The sequence below is a fragment of the Defluviimonas salinarum genome, from assembly GCF_026013545.1.
Lineage (GTDB): Bacteria > Pseudomonadota > Alphaproteobacteria > Rhodobacterales > Rhodobacteraceae > Albidovulum > Albidovulum salinarum.
Genome location: NZ_JAPDOG010000053.1, coordinates 1 through 14,600 on the forward strand (window position 1 = coordinate 1; position 14,600 = coordinate 14,600).

General features: G+C 63.8%; 19 protein-coding genes. 12 read left to right on the top strand and 7 right to left on the bottom strand.

The genetic code is table 11. The features are described 5' to 3' along the window. Positions 1 to 51: 51 nt before the first annotated feature. From OM960_RS24345 to OM960_RS24355, 3 genes are all read right to left on the bottom strand, one after another. Positions 52 to 294 (bottom strand): hypothetical protein, encoded by a 243-nt coding sequence (locus OM960_RS24345; protein WP_264773792.1) that lies wholly within the window; start codon positions 292 to 294, stop codon positions 52 to 54. 505 nt (positions 295 to 799) lie between these two features. Beyond that, positions 800 to 1,060 carry a hypothetical protein gene (locus tag OM960_RS24350; protein WP_264773793.1) on the bottom strand — a complete coding sequence of 87 codons (261 nt, stop codon included), beginning with the start codon at positions 1,058 to 1,060 and terminating at the stop codon, positions 800 to 802. Positions 1,061 to 1,265: 205 nt separating this feature from the next. Continuing rightward, on the bottom strand, positions 1,266 to 1,745 hold the full coding sequence (locus tag OM960_RS24355) for a hypothetical protein (RefSeq protein ID WP_263336924.1): 480 nt from the start codon (positions 1,743 to 1,745) through the stop codon (positions 1,266 to 1,268). A 666-nt stretch (positions 1,746 to 2,411) separates the two neighbouring features. Between OM960_RS24355 and OM960_RS24360 the strand changes: the two genes are divergently transcribed. The 6 genes from OM960_RS24360 to OM960_RS24385 all read left to right on the top strand — a co-directional run bounded on the left by OM960_RS24360 (position 2,412) and on the right by OM960_RS24385 (position 7,250). Continuing rightward, positions 2,412 to 2,726, top strand: a complete 315-nt coding sequence (locus OM960_RS24360; protein ID WP_263336927.1) for a hypothetical protein — start codon at positions 2,412 to 2,414, stop codon at positions 2,724 to 2,726. Beyond that, complete coding sequence (locus OM960_RS24365; RefSeq protein ID WP_264773794.1) at positions 2,723 to 3,067, top strand: hypothetical protein; 345 nt, start codon at positions 2,723 to 2,725, stop codon at positions 3,065 to 3,067. The genes OM960_RS24360 and OM960_RS24365 overlap by 4 nt, the downstream gene beginning before the upstream one ends. A gap of 107 nt (positions 3,068 to 3,174) precedes the next feature. Continuing rightward, a complete protein-coding gene (gene hflK, locus OM960_RS24370) occupies positions 3,175 to 4,242 on the top strand; it encodes an FtsH protease activity modulator HflK (RefSeq protein WP_264773795.1) in 1,068 nt (355 codons plus the stop codon). After that, positions 4,239 to 5,327: a protease modulator HflC gene (hflC, locus tag OM960_RS24375; protein ID WP_264773796.1), complete on the top strand. Its 1,089-nt coding sequence runs from the start codon at positions 4,239 to 4,241 to the stop codon at positions 5,325 to 5,327. The genes hflK and hflC overlap by 4 nt, the downstream gene beginning before the upstream one ends. Before the next feature lie 270 nt (positions 5,328 to 5,597). Then, positions 5,598 to 6,077 (top strand): hypothetical protein, encoded by a 480-nt coding sequence (locus OM960_RS24380; RefSeq protein ID WP_264773797.1) that lies wholly within the window; start codon positions 5,598 to 5,600, stop codon positions 6,075 to 6,077. A 366-nt stretch (positions 6,078 to 6,443) separates the two neighbouring features. Then, positions 6,444 to 7,250, top strand: a complete 807-nt coding sequence (locus OM960_RS24385; RefSeq protein WP_264773807.1) for a transglutaminase-like domain-containing protein — start codon at positions 6,444 to 6,446, stop codon at positions 7,248 to 7,250. Positions 7,251 to 7,366: 116 nt separating this feature from the next. On the opposite strand, the gene OM960_RS24390 is transcribed toward OM960_RS24385, so the two are convergent. The 3 genes from OM960_RS24390 to OM960_RS24400 all read right to left on the bottom strand — a co-directional run bounded on the left by OM960_RS24390 (position 7,367) and on the right by OM960_RS24400 (position 8,667). After that, a complete protein-coding gene (locus OM960_RS24390) occupies positions 7,367 to 7,816 on the bottom strand; it encodes a hypothetical protein (RefSeq protein ID WP_264773798.1) in 450 nt (149 codons plus the stop codon). A 182-nt stretch (positions 7,817 to 7,998) separates the two neighbouring features. Next, positions 7,999 to 8,385: a hypothetical protein gene (locus OM960_RS24395; protein ID WP_264773799.1), complete on the bottom strand. Its 387-nt coding sequence runs from the start codon at positions 8,383 to 8,385 to the stop codon at positions 7,999 to 8,001. Between the two features lie 6 nt (positions 8,386 to 8,391). Beyond that, positions 8,392 to 8,667 (bottom strand): glycine zipper domain-containing protein, encoded by a 276-nt coding sequence (locus OM960_RS24400; protein ID WP_264773800.1) that lies wholly within the window; start codon positions 8,665 to 8,667, stop codon positions 8,392 to 8,394. 537 nt (positions 8,668 to 9,204) lie between these two features. Between OM960_RS24400 and OM960_RS24405 the strand changes: the two genes are divergently transcribed. The 5 genes from OM960_RS24405 to OM960_RS24425 are packed head-to-tail and all read left to right on the top strand — an operon-like array spanning position 9,205 to position 12,754. After that, positions 9,205 to 9,396: a Thivi_2564 family membrane protein gene (locus OM960_RS24405; protein ID WP_264773801.1), complete on the top strand. Its 192-nt coding sequence runs from the start codon at positions 9,205 to 9,207 to the stop codon at positions 9,394 to 9,396. Next, positions 9,389 to 10,465: an MlaE family ABC transporter permease gene (locus OM960_RS24410; protein WP_264773802.1), complete on the top strand. Its 1,077-nt coding sequence runs from the start codon at positions 9,389 to 9,391 to the stop codon at positions 10,463 to 10,465. Before OM960_RS24405 ends, OM960_RS24410 begins: the two co-directional genes overlap by 8 nt. After that, complete coding sequence (locus OM960_RS24415) at positions 10,465 to 11,238, top strand: ABC transporter ATP-binding protein (RefSeq protein ID WP_264773803.1); 774 nt, start codon at positions 10,465 to 10,467, stop codon at positions 11,236 to 11,238. Before OM960_RS24410 ends, OM960_RS24415 begins: the two co-directional genes overlap by 1 nt. Beyond that, a complete protein-coding gene (locus tag OM960_RS24420; protein ID WP_264773804.1) occupies positions 11,238 to 12,140 on the top strand; it encodes an MlaD family protein in 903 nt (300 codons plus the stop codon). Before OM960_RS24415 ends, OM960_RS24420 begins: the two co-directional genes overlap by 1 nt. Continuing rightward, complete coding sequence (locus tag OM960_RS24425; RefSeq protein ID WP_264773805.1) at positions 12,137 to 12,754, top strand: ABC-type transport auxiliary lipoprotein family protein; 618 nt, start codon at positions 12,137 to 12,139, stop codon at positions 12,752 to 12,754. The genes OM960_RS24420 and OM960_RS24425 overlap by 4 nt, the downstream gene beginning before the upstream one ends. A 30-nt stretch (positions 12,755 to 12,784) precedes the next feature. On the opposite strand, the gene OM960_RS24430 is transcribed toward OM960_RS24425, so the two are convergent. Then, a complete protein-coding gene (locus OM960_RS24430; protein WP_246176461.1) occupies positions 12,785 to 12,952 on the bottom strand; it encodes a hypothetical protein in 168 nt (55 codons plus the stop codon). Positions 12,953 to 14,172: 1,220 nt separating this feature from the next. On the opposite strand from OM960_RS24430, the gene OM960_RS24435 reads away from it, so the two are divergent. Then, a complete protein-coding gene (locus tag OM960_RS24435; RefSeq protein WP_264773806.1) occupies positions 14,173 to 14,484 on the top strand; it encodes a hypothetical protein in 312 nt (103 codons plus the stop codon). Positions 14,485 to 14,600: the final 116 nt, after the last annotated feature.

Consider the following 14,600-nt stretch of genomic DNA (forward strand, 5'->3'; position numbering starts at 1 on the left):
AAAATCCTCCCACCCTCCCTGTCGCCAGAAAGGGCAAAAAGTGGCCGACTTTTACGCCGCCCGCAGCCGGATCATCCCGCCGCTACCGTGGCCGACTATTGCTCCGCCGTTCTCATTCGTGGGGACAAACCCAAACACGATAAACAGCGCGGCAGCCCCCGCAGCGGCTACGTCCGGTGCGAAGCGCTCGAAGAGAAAGGCTGCAAACAGCAGAAGAACAACTGCGAGCGCGAGATAGGGTTCGTAGCCCGTCATGAGATCGATCGACCCATCCTCAGTGTTATACACATTCACCGCTGATGGTTTTCCGGTCGCGTCCTCCGCCCTCTCGAATAAAGCACTAACAGACAGATCGACCCAAGTTCCCTCGACATTTTAGGCTCATAACGAAACGTGATTGGCGGAGATGCAGGCGTCCGCGGCGCGAGGTTGCCATGCATGCCGACCGAAACGCGTGTGTCGCGCACGCTTACGTTATCCGCGCACGCTCACGTTATCAAAGCCCTTCCCGCCGGTCTCGCCCCGCGAACTCCTCCGAGCCGATAATGCCGGCCAGAGCTATTGGCCGGCGCCTTCGGTCAGCACACAGCTTCCTCGCGCCGGTGTTGTCAGATAAACCTCGTCTGTTAGACTGGGCGCGGCTCGGCTGTTGGTCTTGTCGACGCTCTGCAAGGTGTTTTCCACTACAGAACAATATTTTGGGCCTTCCCTTCATGAAAGGGGACAGGGAAAGGCGCCCGGACTCGATTCCTCTGACAGTACCGGGCCGTTGTCTTCAGCTGGCATGTCGGTTTCTCGCTCAATCGCCGGGATGGGCACTGTGGTGTATCGGAATCTGTCGCTGGTGGCGGGTTTTCGGCGCGTTCTGGTCAGCCCGTTTCGACATTCCTTCGTTCTCCGCCGCCTGGATTGACGAACTATCCCGCGGGGTTTGACGTGCTTGTTTCCTACTCAGCACATCACTATCCGTCTGGGTTGCGCGCAAACCGGAGTAGAGATGTCGAAGCTTCGCCACGAGTTGTGCCAGCGGCTTTTTCTTTAGGGCCTTATCGTGTTTCATAACGGTTCCCTTCCGGCCCACGGCCGTTCAGTTTCGTCACGGCGCCGGAGTCACCGCGCCGGGAGCGTTCCCCTACACCCGGTTTCTCCTGCGACGGGCCGCACCCGTTCCGAACGCTCGACCTGATCCGGTTTGGGCCGCATACCCTCGTTCTCGGCAGTCTGTATCGGGTACTTCTTCGGCGGGGTCGGTTGCGCGCCATCCGTCATTGAAGGGACAGCTTCAGCAAGGCCGCCGCCGCAAGGGCGTGTCTCTTTTCGTAATAGTCGCCGCGCAACTCGCCGTCGACCTGTACCTCCCACATCCCATTCCGCTCTCTGAGCTGAACTCGATCACCTTGGGTGGATCGCTTTCGGGAGTGTTCTGGGCGCAATTGCTCTTGCGGCGATCGCGTCAATCCAACCTTCGCTTCATTTTCCAACAACCGGGGCTCGCGCGCCTCTCCAAGCAGCATCACGGCGCGAATGAACTCTTCAGCGTAGTCGTCAGCACCCCGGTATCCGTGTTCGTGCCGCGCCATGTTCATCGGTTCCACGAACCGTTCTCTCAGATGGTCGACGAAACGCGGTTCCGAACGAGACATGTAGGCGATGAGCGCCTGAAGGACCCTCTCATGGGCGAGCACTCGCCGTTCGAGATCAGTTGTCTCCGGTTGGGTTTTCGGGTGCGTCGTTGCAGGTTCCATAGCTTCTATCGTCTTTCATGCGCGAGTTGGTGACCGATTTGGATCTTTCAGAACTCGAGCGACACAAGGCAGGCCTGCGCAATGTCTCGGTCCGGAGCCTCCGTTCCTGGAACCGTCGCCCAGCCTGCCGCCATGACGGCAACGCGCCTCGGGAAGCAGCTGGCTCAGGTCTCGTGCGACCCTGCCGTGATCGCTTGCGAGCGGGGGAACATCCCGAAATCGGGCAAGCAGCGTTCCCAACCGCGCTCGTGCGGCGTCGCGCCCCAGCGTGACCAGTACAGCGGTTTCCTTCCATGGATCGAGGTCGAGTCGCGCGAGCGTGGAGACGACCGAGGCATAGAGAAACCGATCGAACTCGGGCGGGTGCGGGTTGAGAAAATTGGGGTCGGCCATCGCCAATCCTTTCAAGGGTTGCAGGAATGCAGATCATCCCTGTTTCCCAAAGGATACGCGCAGGTCGGCCTCGCCGCCCTTACACAGGTCAGTGGGGGGCGACTGCCCTCAGGGAGGTCGCAACCGGTTCGGGGCCCGAGACTAACATGCGTCAGCGCCAGTCGGACGATCTCGACGTACAAGAGAATAAATCGTTCGACTGGTCCGTCCCGGCCTCCAAGGGGCCGTCAACAGTGGTGAGCGACGGATCTGCCAACATCGCGGAGACCAGAGATGAACATGCGGTCGACCAGATCGACAGTGACGTTTTCAAACCCGTTTATCTTGCCGGGATACCCGGGCGATTTGCCCGCCGGCGACTACGAAGTTCTTGTCGAAGAGGAGCTCCTCCAGGGCCTCAGCTTCGAGGCCTATAGACGGACGGCGACGTACCTGACGGTGCGCGGCAAGGGTGCTCATGCGGGAAGAACTGAACTCCGGGTGACAACCGAGAGCGACCTGAAAGAGGCGCTGAGCCGGGATGCGACCACAAATGGAACGAACAATCACAGCGAGGCGGCGCTTTCCCCGCAGGAGGCATTGAAATGAACACTCCCGAATGGCTCAAACCCGGCATCTATGGCGCGCTGATCGGCGCGGTCTGTGTCGGTGTCGTCGGCTTCACTTGGGGCGGCTGGGTGACAGGCGGAACCGCGAATGACAGGGCGATGGCGATGTCCCGTAACGATGTCGTCGCCTCAATGGTACCGGTCTGCCTCGACATGGCGCGGTCAGACCCGGCTCGGGCGGACAAGCTTGCAGCGATCCGGGCAGCCTCGACCTACCAGAGGCGCGACGCTCTCATGACCGCCGGCTGGGCGACGATGCCAGGAACCGATGCCCCGGACCGAGACATTGCGCAAGCCTGCCTGAAGGAACTGGACCTCTGAGGTCATGCCGTTCAGAGCCGACGATGTGATGGCGCAAAACGGGTCGCACCGTCAAACGCGCGAGCCAGGCATCGCCCCGAGTGCCAAAACCGAGATAGGAGCTTGCGATGTCTTCTGATGACAATGGACCGGAAGATCGCGGACCTTGGAAAAACAAGCAGACCCGTGTTCCCCCTGAGGTTGATGCAATTCTCAGGCGGGGCCGGGATCGGCTGCACGGCATCCTGCCGGACGGTCTGCCACCGGTGAAGCGTCTTGCAATCGGGGCCGCCATTGCGCTTGCGGCGTTTGGGGCGTGGACCTCATATTACACGGTGCCGAGCGACTCCGTTGCGATTGTCCAACGGTTCGGGAAGTACGCGGCCGAGGTCCCTCCGGGGCTGCACTTCAAGATTCCGTTCGGGATCGACGTGACCACGTTGGTCCCGGTCAAGCGCCAGCTGAAACAGGAGTTCGGGTTCACGACTCCGGGTGGCTCCGATCCCTATCAGAGCCCGACGGACGGTCGCCGCGAGACCGAGATGGTGACTGGCGATCTCAACGCCGCGCTCGTGGAGTGGGTGGTGCAGTACCGGATTTCCGAACCCCGGAAGTTCTTGTTTGAAGTGCGCGAGCCGAGCGCGACCCTGCGTTACGTCTCGGAGTCCGTCATGCGTGAAGTCGTGGGAGACCGCACAGTCGACGAGGTGATCACCGTCGGGCGCCAGGAAATCGAAAGCGAAGCCCTGCTGAAGATGCAGGCGCTCGCGACCAAATACGCGATGGGCATCAGCATCGATCAGGTACAGCTGAAGGACATCAATCCGCCCCAGCCGGTTCAAGCCTCGTTCAACGAGGTCAACCAGGCACAACAAGAGAAGGAGCGGATCATCAACGAGGCCCGCCGCGAATACAACCGCGTCATACCTCTGGCCGAAGGCGAAAAGGACCAGCGCATTCGCGAAGCCGATGGTTATCGCCTGAGGCGGATCAACGAAGCCGAGGGCGATGCGGCACGCTTCACGGCGCTCCTGACGGAATACCGCCAGGCCCCCGAGGTGACCCGGCGCCGGATCTACATCGAAACCCTGCAGGATGTTCTGCCGGGAATTGGCTCCAAGATCATTGTCGACGGGTCCACGGCAAGCATCCTGCCGCTTTTGAACCTGGATCGACAGACAGGAGAGCAACCATGAAGACCCTTTCGCTTATTGCCTCGGGGATCGCGGTTGCCGGGGTCGTCGCTGCGTCATCCGCCGTCTACACGGTCGGCGAGGTCGAACAGGCCATCATCACCCAGTTCGGCAAGCCTGTCGGTGCGCCTATCACCGAGGCCGGTCTCAAGTTGAAACTCCCCTTCGTTCAGGAGGTTAACCGGATCGACAGCCGGGTTCTGGAGTGGGACGGCTCGCCATCGGACATGCCCACCAAAGACAAGCTCTATATCTCGGTCGATCTCTTCGCGCGCTGGAAGATCACCGATCCTCTGCAGTACTTTCTGCGCCTGCGCGACGAGCGCAGCGCCCAGTCGCGCCTCGATGATATCCTCGGCAGCGAGACGCGGAACGCCGTCGCCAAGCACGAACTTATCGAGATTGTGCGCACGACCAGGGGCCGGACGCCGCTTCGGGACACGCTTCTGACTGATCAGGAACTTGCGCAGGACATTGGCGCCCTCGTTCCCATCACGAAGGGGCGGGCGCTGGTCGAGCAGCAGATCTTCGAGGCGGCGGCGGAGAAGGTGCGCGTCTTCGGGATTGAGCTTCTCGATATTCGTTTCAAGCGCATAAACTACAATGAGAGCGTGCGACCCAAGATCTATGACCGCATGATCTCGGAGCGCCGGCAGATCGCCGAAAGATTCCTGTCCGAAGGCAACGGTGAAGCGGCCCGTATTCAAGGCAACAGGGTGCGGGATCTGAACAAGATCCAGTCCGAAGCCTATCGCGCCGTCGAGGAAATCCGCGGTGCCGCCGATGCCGCAGCAGCAGCAATCTATGCGGGCGCCTACAATGTCGATGCCGTTTCGGTCGAATTCTACGATTTCACCCGAACCATGCAGGCCTACGGCGACATGATCTCGGACGACACAACGCTTGTCCTGACGACGGACAGCGATCTGTTCCAGTTCCTGCGCGGCATGCAGGGCGAGGCAAACCCCTTCCTCGATCCCGGCAGCGACCCGGGCGACGGTGGCGTGGCGTCAACCGGCAGGGCCCGACCAGCGCAAGACCCCGCGACGCCAATCTTGACTCAGACGGAGGTCGAAGCAGGCCGATAGGTTCATTTTGGAAGGTTTCAAGCATGAATAGAGGGTATCAATCGGGAAGCACGTCAATGACACCTGGACCACCGCGGTCGGTTTCTGTCCGCTTCTGAGCAAGACACACCCACTTAAATTCGGTGCCCCTAACCTGCGTCAGCACCCGATGTCCGACTGGCTTTAAGGTGGATGGCAAGAGCTGGATCGCGACTAGGCGACGGCCTGCCTGCCCACGCTCGAGCACACGACGTCCAGCGTCACAGCACGCAGCGTGAAGGATGATACGCCATGACATCAGTGAAAAATCTTACCAGGACGGCCGCAGAGACGACCGATCTTGAACGGCGCGTTCTGGCTCATGAACGGATCCTGCAAGCTCTGATCGCCTACATGGCCCGCACAGAGCCGCGGTTCATCGATCATTTGAGAGAACGGTTCGTTGAGCCGATGAGTATGGCCCGCCACGAACACGACCACCGCGAAACCGACGACTACGCGGAAGAATTCATACGCGCCGTGATGCTCCTCGGAGAGGAGCGCGCGCCCAACGCGAAGGAGCCGGAAATGACCGACAAGCAACCCGAGCAACCGAAAAGCAGAGGAGAAAAGGGGTCTTTCATGGACCGGCCAGCTCAGCGAGGTGGAGTTCAGGTACGCGAAAGAAACGGCATCTGGGAGGTGCAGGTCGATGGCAAGTTTCTCGGCGACTACCACCAACAGGAGCATGCCCTTGCCGCTGCGGCCTTGCACAAGCTGTCCCTCCGATGACCGGTAGCACTCATCCGACAGTCCCACGGGACTTCTCGATCCAGGTGGCCGAGAACGAAGGCATGCCAACGAGACCGAATTCCAGGGGCGCCCCGCCGCCGCCCGCGCCCACGCGACGGCTCACCGGAACGCTCACGCTTGGGTCATCGAAGACACGCGGGGCAACCGGCGGACTCTGGTCCGCCAAGGAGCGAGCGGCGATGAGACAGCCGCTGGCAAGGTTGACCTCGAGGCTGGCCATCGTGGCTGGAATGATAGCGTCGCTGGCTTTCCCCGTCCTTGCGCAGGATGGCACTGGCCCGATGCATCGGACGCTCATCCTTGCAAGATGATCATGACATGACCAGGCACGGCCGAGTGTCCGGCATGCGGGTCAGCATCGGGTGCCGTCTGCGATACAGCTTCCCGCAACCGACGCCGCTGATCGCGCTGCTGAACGTGCACTACTCGCGCTTCGGCGATCTGGAGCGTGCCGACTATCTCGTTACGTCGCCGAGCGTGCCGCTTGAAAGCTACCGGGATGGCTTCGGCAACTGGTGCACGCGCGTCCTGGCTCCGGCGGGCGACTTCTGCCTGTCGACGGATGGCATCTTCCGCGATACGGGCCAGCCCGATCCCGCATCCCCGGGCGCGCTGCAGCACGCGGTCCAGGATCTTCCTTTCGAGACCCTCGTGTTTCTGCAGGGAAGCCGGTATTGCGACACCGACCTTCTGTCGGAGGAGGCGTGGCGCCTTTTCGAGACCACGGACCCCGGTTGGCCCCGCGTCCAGGCGATCTGTGATTTCGTGCACGGACATGTCCGCTTCGACTACATGCAGGCGAAGGCGACGCGCACCGCGTCGCAGACCTTGGCCGAGCGGCAGGGTGTCTGCCGCGACTTCGCCCATCTCGCCATCGCATTGTGTCGCTGCATGAACATTCCGGCCCGCTATTGCACCGGATATCTGAGCGACATCGGGGAACCTCTTCCTCATCCACCCGGGGATTTTGCCGCGTGGATGGAGGTTTTCCTTTCTGGAGGGTGGCACGTGTTCGACCCGCGGAACAACAAGCCGCGGCTTGCGAGAATTCTGATCGCGCGCGGTCGCGATGCCGCCGATGTCCCTTTGACCCAGACATTCGGTCAGAACACCTTGACGGAGTTCAAGGTCTGGACGGATGAATTGACCTGACCCACCTTGGCTTCCTTTTCGGTACGCCATCGCAAATCAGGTCGCCAATCCCCATACAGGCAGTACCGATGCCGAGCATCCCGGTCCGCCATGGACGAGGAGTTGGCGCCGGACAATCAAAGGATCGATGACATGTCCTTCAAGGACATGACCGCCTGGGCAGTGGCCGCGATGAAGCCGAAGCTTGTTGAAACCGCGAAGCCCACTGCCAAGGCGAACGAGCCCAAGGCCGCCGGCAAGGAAGCGCCAGCGAAGTCCAGGACATCTTGAGACGTACACGAGCCACGCGCCCCATTCTCAAAGGGGCGCGAACCACCCGCAGCGGCAGTATGGAGGAACACGTCGATGGAAGATCTGACGAGCAAGACTGTTTCGGTGGTCAGCAGACCGTTCACTGTACCCGGCTTCAACGAGACGACCGGAAGCGACTGCAATGGCGTGTAGCTCGCCGCCACGCAGATCAGGTTCCGGCTGGCGATGATTCGGTGGGCGGGGCCGAACTGCACACAGCCCGCACCCGGGACAAAGATGACGGCCCAGGCATGGGTCGCGCCGCAGCCGGTCATGCCTTCGCCCGAGTCGTGGCCCGTGGCCTCGTCATGCAGGTATCCGGATCGCTCCGATCGCGGTCTTCGTGGCGACTGCCTTCGGAGCCTGGCTGTGGGCTGCCGGCGGTGCGCTGGTCGCGACGCCGACGCTGATTGTCGCAGTCGCCTTCGCCGGGCGGCTCAACGCCGCCGCCCCTCTGTCACAAACGACGCCCCAAGGCGAAAGTCGCCAGAAAGGCGGCCAGCGGCAATAGCGGCTGCGCGGTCCGGGCCAGTGCCGTGGCCAGCACGATATCCGATGTGGCACGGCTGCGCACCGCTGCAATGCGTGCCGCCCGTCGGGCCGATTGCGCACGGCCGATCAGATGCAGGGCCAGCGCGAGCACGGCAAAGAGCGCGGCAAACGCAAGCGCCGCAACCGGAAATCCGGCTGCGGCTGTCAACGCGACGATGCCCGATGCGACCAGAAATGACACGGCCACCGCCCCGAGAAAGAGCGTGGCGACTGCCAACGCGACACGCCGAGCGGAATCGTCGGCCTGTGCGGAGAAAAGATCGCGAAGCGGCGAGAGCAACGGCAACGCCATGACGGTTCAGGCCTTGCGCGCGACAAGGCCGAGCAGAAGGCCGACGCCCGCAGCAATCGCCACGGCCGTCAGGGGATGGCCCAGCACCGCGTTGGTGGCCGAGGCCTGCGCGTCGCGGCCGGTCTGGCCGACCTTGTGCGTGGCCTGGCCGATGCCTTCGGACACGTCGTCCGAAAGGGTTGCGGCAAGTTTCACCAGGTCTGCGCGCAGGACCTCGATCTGGTGGCCGAGATCGTCGGGCGACAGGGCGGCTTTGGCGTTGGCTGTGAGAGGCGTGGTCATTCCGTATCTCCGGATATGAGTGGATCGCGCCGGAGGGTGCCGGGGCTCACATCTGCGATCACCGGACTCGATCGACCGGGAGCAGCCGTTTCGGTTCTCGAGTCCCGGCGACGGAACCCTTCGCGTGCCGATCTCAGCGCAGCCCGAGAAATCCCAGGATGACCAGGACGATCACGACGAGTCCGACCAGGTAGATGATTCGGTTCATTGGGGGCCGCCAGTTGGATGATCCGCAATTGGACATCCGATCAATCGACAATAGCCGGCTGTCGATCTGGCGACACACCATGGATCAGTCCCCACGCGTCGCCGCGAGGTCGTAGCGCGACATTTCGAACCGCGGAACAACCTGGAACGCAATCCCTTGACGAAACTGATCCATGTGAGCGCGCCGAGCGACGAAATCCGCATGAATGGTTGGCAAGGCGCAAGGTTCAGCCTCGTCCGGGCCGTGATGCGGTTCACGATCCTGACACACGCCAGAAAGGGCGGGGGTTCCCTCGCCGTACCTCGGATCTGCGGGCAAGGAGTCCCATGATGTCACTCATCAACCTGGTCGTGACGCTGGTCGTCGTCGGCGTCGCCCTCTGGGCCATCAACACCTATGTCCCCATGGATCGAAAAATAAAGTCGATCCTGAACGTAGTCGTCGTGATCGTGGTCGTTCTCTGGCTGCTGCGCGGCTTCGGCCTGCTCGGCGGGATCGGCTCGATGGGCATTGATGGCTGACGCTGTGCCGTCCTCGGGCCTGGCCCTCACCGGGCCGGTGACGCTGGACACGCTCGACGAGGTGCGCGCCCTGCTCGACCGGGCGGGACCGGCGACCCGGGTCGATCTTTCGGCCGTCACCGCACTCGATACCGCCGGAGCCTGGATGCTGCTCGGCCATCGGAAGCTGCGCATAGAGGCCGCAAGTCCCGCGCAGGACCTGCTGCTGCGCACGGTCGAAGCCGCGTTGCCGCCCGGGCGCATGGTCCGGCCGCGCAAGGCGCGACAGCGGGCAGGCGATGTGCTGGCGGGTCTCGGCGCGGCCGTCGAAGGATTTCTGGCCACAAGCGCGCAGGGTCTCGGCTTCACCGGGTTGGTCATGGCCCGGCTGGCGACCACGCTTCTGCGTCCGAAACGGCTGCGGCTGACCGCGCTCGTCCACCACATGGAGGAGGTCGGGCTGAACGCCGTGCCGATCGTGGCGCTGATGGGGTTCCTCATCGGCGTCGTGCTGGCGTTCCAGGGGGCCACGCAGTTGCGCCAGTTCGGAGCGGAAGTTTTCGTCGTGGACCTGATCGCGGTCTCGATCCTGCGCGAGCTGGGCATCCTGCTCACCGCGATCATCGTTGCCGGTCGCTCGGCCTCTGCCTTCACCGCCGCGATCGGGTCGATGAAGATGCGCGAGGAGATCGACGCCATGCGTGTGCTGGGCCTCGACCCGATCGAGCTGCTGGTGCTGCCCCGCCTGCTGGCGCTGGTGATCCTGCTACCGCTGCTGGGATTTGTCGCGGATCTCGCCGGGCTGTTCGGCGGCGGGCTGATGGCCTGGATGGAGCTTGGCATCTCGCCCAGTCAGTTCCAAACCCAGCTCCTGGCAAATGTCGGCGCGACCCAGGCGCTGGTGGGTCTTTCCAAGGCACCGGTCTTCGCGGTGATCATCGCGCTGGTGGGCTGCCAGCAAGGCTTCCTGGTCAAGGGCGACGCGGAATCGCTGGGCATGAGAACCTCGCGCGCGGTGGTCGTCGCCATCTTTCTCGTGATCGTGGTGGACGCGCTCTTCTCGGTGTTCTTCGCGTTCTGGGGGGTGTGATGGAAGGCGAGGCCGTCATCTCGATCCGCGGACTGACAAACCGGTTCGGCACCACGGTGGTGCACGAGGACCTGTCGCTCGACGTGATGCGGGGCGAGGTGCTGGGGGTTGTGGGCGCCTCGGGCAGCGGCAAGTCGGTGCTGTTGCGCAGCATCGTGGGGTTGCAGACGCCGAGTGCCGGGCAGATCACCATGCTGGGCACGGATGTGCTCGGGGCCAGTGCAGCCGACCGGGCGGCGGTGAGCGCACGCACCGGCGTGATGTTCCAGGACGGCGCGCTCTTCTCGGCGCTGACCGTGCGCGAGAATGTCGAGGCGCCGATACGCGAGCGCCTGGCGATCGATGCGCCCACCCGCGCGGTGCTGGCCGATTTGCGGATTTCCATGGTCGGCCTGCCTCCGGAGGCGGGCGACCTCTATCCCGCCTCGCTGTCGGGAGGAATGCGCAAACGCGCCGGCTTGGCCCGCGCCCTGTCGCTGGACCCGGAGATCCTGTTTCTCGACGAGCCGACGGCGGGCCTCGATCCGATCGGCGCGTCGGCCTTCGATGCCCTCCTGAATTCGCTGGGCGAGGCGCTGGGCCTGACGGTGTTCCTGGTGACCCACGACCTCGATACCTTGAAGGCCACGTGCGACCGGATCGCGGTTCTGGCGCAGCGCCGGGTGCTGGTGACCGGCACGATGGCCGAGATGCTGGAGGTCGAAGAGCCCTGGGTGCAGTCCTATTTCCACGGACCGCGCGCCCATGCGGCATTCGGGACGGAGGCCGGCTGATGGAAACCCGCGCGCGCTTCGTGCTGATCGGCCTCTTCACCATCGTCGGATTTCTGGCCGCGCTCGGGTTCGTGCTGTGGCTGGCCAAGGTCCAGCTCGACCGGACCTACGCGCAGTACGACATCCTCTTCGGCACCGTCGCGGGCCTCAGCACGACCGGCGCGGTCAGGTACAACGGCGTGGATGTGGGCAAGGTTCTCACCATCGCGCTGGACCGCGACGACCCATCGCTGGTGCGCGTGCGCATCGAGATCTTCGCCAGCACGCCGGTGCGGACCGACACGGTCGCGACGCTGGCCTCGCAGGGGGTGACGGGCGTGGCCTTCATCGCGCTGGAAGGTGGCAGCGCCGATGCCGAACCTCTCGAGCCGGTGCCTCCCGCCGAGGTGTCGGTGATCCGCTCGGAGAAGTCGGTGGTGCAGGACCTGATGGTGACCGGGCCCGAACTCCTTGCCGAGGCGAAGGCCCTGATAACCGAGGTGCGGGGCTTCACCGCCGCCGAGAACCGCGATGCGGTCGCGGGCATCCTCGTCAACATTCGGGACGCCACCGGGCGCATCGATGCCCTGGCCACCCGCGCGGAGGAGAGCCTGTCCCGGTTCGACGCGGCCCTCGTTGCAGCCGAGTCAGGGCTGGCGGCCACCGATGGCCTGCTGCAGCGCGACATGCCTGCGCTGGTCGCCGATCTGCGATCCGCCGCCGACAGCACGGGTGCGGCGATGGACGGCTTGCGCCGCGCCACTCAGAACGATCTGCCGCGGCTCTCGACGCAGATCAGCGCCCTCATCGCGGATGCAAGCGGGGTGATCGCGCGGTTCGACGCCCTCGCCCGCAAGATCGGCAGCGATCCCGGCCGGTTTCTTCTGGGCAACGAGACACCGGATTACAGGAGGTCCCAATGACCCTTTCGCGCCGCTCCCTTTTGTCGTTCGCGGCCATGGCGGGCCTCTCCGGCTGCAGCGCCGTGTCCGCGGTCTCCAGGGCCAGCGATCCGCTCGACACCTACACGCTCTCGCCGCTCGGCCCGGTGCAGCCGCAGCCCGGCGGCACGCGCCATCTGGTCGTCGAGATGCCGACATCCGGGGGCGAGCTCTCCACCGACCGCGTCCTGATCAAGATCTCTCCGCTGCAGGCGGAGTACCTGCCCGACGCGCGCTGGTCGGAACCGACCCCGGCCATGGTGCAGACGCTGCTGGTCAACTCGCTGCTGAACCGCGGCGGATTCCGGCTGGTCAGCCGGGTGGGCGCGGGGCTCATGCCCGACTACACGCTGATGTGCGAGATCCAGGCGTTCCAGGCCGAGCTGACCGGCCCGGACCTTGCCTCGGCCCAGATCCATGTCGCGCTGCAGATGACCGTGATCCGCGAGGCCGGCCGCGAAATCGCCGGAACGCGACGCTTCGAGTCCACAACGTCGGTGATATCCGACAGCACGGTCGCGCTGATCGCCGGCATCGACGCCGCCATGCAGTCGGTCATGGCCGACGCCGTCGGCTGGGTGCAGACACTGGCCTGACACCAGCCGGTAGCGTGAGCGCAATGGGCCTCAGCCCAAGATTGTCTGCTGATGCGTCAGGCGCAGCGACTGGCCCTCATCCTTCAGATAGATCGACGTGCAGAGCGCCTCGCAGATCGGATCGCCGCTGCGTTCGGCGGACACGCGATAGACCAGAATGGCAACATTTCCGTGTATCGACACGTAGCGCTCGCTCATCACGACGGAGCGCCACCGTTGGGCGACGTCCGTTTCTCTCCAGAGCGCATCACCCTGCAGTATGCCGGCGGGGAACGGAAAGACAAAGACCGCATCCTTTGACCGCATCCCTTGCGGTCATCCGGCGCGCACCCTCTGCGCCCTCGGTCCAGAACCGTTCCTCCAGATGACACAGGGATGCTTCATCGCCCGCGGCCAGCGTCAGCTCTGCTCTCGCCGGGCCCTTGCCGGGGGCTGGCCGCCGGGGCGCCGGCCGTTGATCGCCTGATCCGGGTGTGAACACCGACATCATTTGCATGACGTACAGCAGGACCCCAGCAATGGCCCAGATTGCGCCCACAGCACTCACTTTCCGGATTTCCTCCGACGACCCGACCGCCCTCGAGGCGCGCGGCGGGCGTTGAGGAAGCAGGAAGATCAAGTCGCGGTCAACCGAACCATGATCGCGGCCCAACGTTGGCACATCGCGAAATCGCAACAGCAGCAGTCCCAACCGTGAGTCCGCAGCCGCACGGGGCGGCGAACTGCTCATCATTGATTTGGGATGGAGCCAGAGTTGTTAATACAAAGAAATCAATGTCTTGGAGGCCAGAGAAGGTTCGACGTCAGGCCCATCCCCTCCGCCACTTGCCTTTGGGAACGGTTTCTCCGCGCCCGGCGTCCTCCGGAATTTCCCGTTGTTTTCGAGGGTTATGCGGGCGGGGCTGAGCACCGGCCCTGGTGTCAGAAGGCCCGGAAGCGGTCTCTCAGGGTCGATATTCTCCGAACCTCATGACTGCGCCGATTTGGTGAATAGCTTGCAACTATCTGGCATTGTGATGTTTTTTTGAGGCCACCCTGAATACTTCGACGCCGGTGACGCTCGGCGTGATGGAACCGACGTCGAACCCATGATTGCAGTCAATCATCCGTGCCTTGACGACAGAGCCCGACGGCACACTCGCCGGCATCATCGAGGCTGATGAAGTTTACCAGCGCGAGCGTCGCGAAGGGTTGCGAGAGTGGGTGCGGCGCCGGCGCGACCCCGCGAACACCCCCGCGCCGCCGCGCCTGCGATGGCAGGGCTATCTGCGCCGTGGCGCTGCGTCCAGGACGCCTCCGGGCGGATGGAGGGCTTGGGAAGAGAAGCTTCTCGGCGCCGTGGACCGCGCTGGCCACCGGCCATCGAAGCCACCGCCGACGCGCGCCAGGCGGCGATCTCTGGCACTCTGCTGCCTGTAGTGGCCCGCGACGCGGTGCTCTGCACCGACGGCCACGCGACCTACGAGCGGATCGCGAAGGACGAACGGATCCACCACTTCGTGCTGAACGTCGGGCGGCGATCGAAGCGCACGCCGCGCAGCCACCGCATCAACACAGTGAACGCCCTGATCAGCCCGTTCCGTGCCCTCATGAAGCTCTTCCGCGGTCCCGCGTCAGAGAACCTTGCCGCCTACAGTCGGTGGCACGCTGCCCGCTACAACGCGAACCGGAGCTACCTCCACGTCCTCAAGCTGCTGCTCGCCTCGGGCCCCTGCGCCAATACTGTTTGAGTGTCCACTTAATCTTCTTGCCGTGCTATTTTGGGCAAGGAGGATCGCCACATGGGACACTCATCGGCAGCGAAGAAGGCCGGGCCGCGTGACGCTGCGAGCAAGGTCGCGCAGCA

What these genes read in the sequence shown, in the direction of transcription:
- OM960_RS24350 (WP_264773793.1), bottom strand. Translation starts at nt 1,060, where the DNA reads ATGAAACACGATAAGGCCCTAAAGAAAAAGCCGCTGGCACAACTCGTG.
- OM960_RS24355 (WP_263336924.1), bottom strand. Translation starts at nt 1,745, where the DNA reads ATGGAACCTGCAACGACGCACCCGAAAACCCAACCGGAGACAACTGAT.
- OM960_RS24360 (WP_263336927.1), top strand. Translation starts at nt 2,412, where the DNA reads ATGAACATGCGGTCGACCAGATCGACAGTGACGTTTTCAAACCCGTTT.
- OM960_RS24365 (WP_264773794.1), top strand. Translation starts at nt 2,723, where the DNA reads ATGAACACTCCCGAATGGCTCAAACCCGGCATCTATGGCGCGCTGATC.
- hflK (WP_264773795.1), top strand. Translation starts at nt 3,175, where the DNA reads ATGTCTTCTGATGACAATGGACCGGAAGATCGCGGACCTTGGAAAAAC.
- hflC (WP_264773796.1), top strand. Translation starts at nt 4,239, where the DNA reads ATGAAGACCCTTTCGCTTATTGCCTCGGGGATCGCGGTTGCCGGGGTC.
- OM960_RS24380 (WP_264773797.1), top strand. Translation starts at nt 5,598, where the DNA reads ATGACATCAGTGAAAAATCTTACCAGGACGGCCGCAGAGACGACCGAT.
- OM960_RS24385 (WP_264773807.1), top strand. Translation starts at nt 6,444, where the DNA reads ATGCGGGTCAGCATCGGGTGCCGTCTGCGATACAGCTTCCCGCAACCG.
- OM960_RS24390 (WP_264773798.1), bottom strand. Translation starts at nt 7,816, where the DNA reads ATGACCGGCTGCGGCGCGACCCATGCCTGGGCCGTCATCTTTGTCCCG.
- OM960_RS24395 (WP_264773799.1), bottom strand. Translation starts at nt 8,385, where the DNA reads ATGGCGTTGCCGTTGCTCTCGCCGCTTCGCGATCTTTTCTCCGCACAG.
- OM960_RS24400 (WP_264773800.1), bottom strand. Translation starts at nt 8,667, where the DNA reads ATGACCACGCCTCTCACAGCCAACGCCAAAGCCGCCCTGTCGCCCGAC.
- OM960_RS24405 (WP_264773801.1), top strand. Translation starts at nt 9,205, where the DNA reads ATGTCACTCATCAACCTGGTCGTGACGCTGGTCGTCGTCGGCGTCGCC.
- OM960_RS24410 (WP_264773802.1), top strand. Translation starts at nt 9,389, where the DNA reads ATGGCTGACGCTGTGCCGTCCTCGGGCCTGGCCCTCACCGGGCCGGTG.
- OM960_RS24415 (WP_264773803.1), top strand. Translation starts at nt 10,465, where the DNA reads ATGGAAGGCGAGGCCGTCATCTCGATCCGCGGACTGACAAACCGGTTC.
- OM960_RS24420 (WP_264773804.1), top strand. Translation starts at nt 11,238, where the DNA reads ATGGAAACCCGCGCGCGCTTCGTGCTGATCGGCCTCTTCACCATCGTC.
- OM960_RS24425 (WP_264773805.1), top strand. Translation starts at nt 12,137, where the DNA reads ATGACCCTTTCGCGCCGCTCCCTTTTGTCGTTCGCGGCCATGGCGGGC.
- OM960_RS24430 (WP_246176461.1), bottom strand. Translation starts at nt 12,952, where the DNA reads ATGAGCGAGCGCTACGTGTCGATACACGGAAATGTTGCCATTCTGGTC.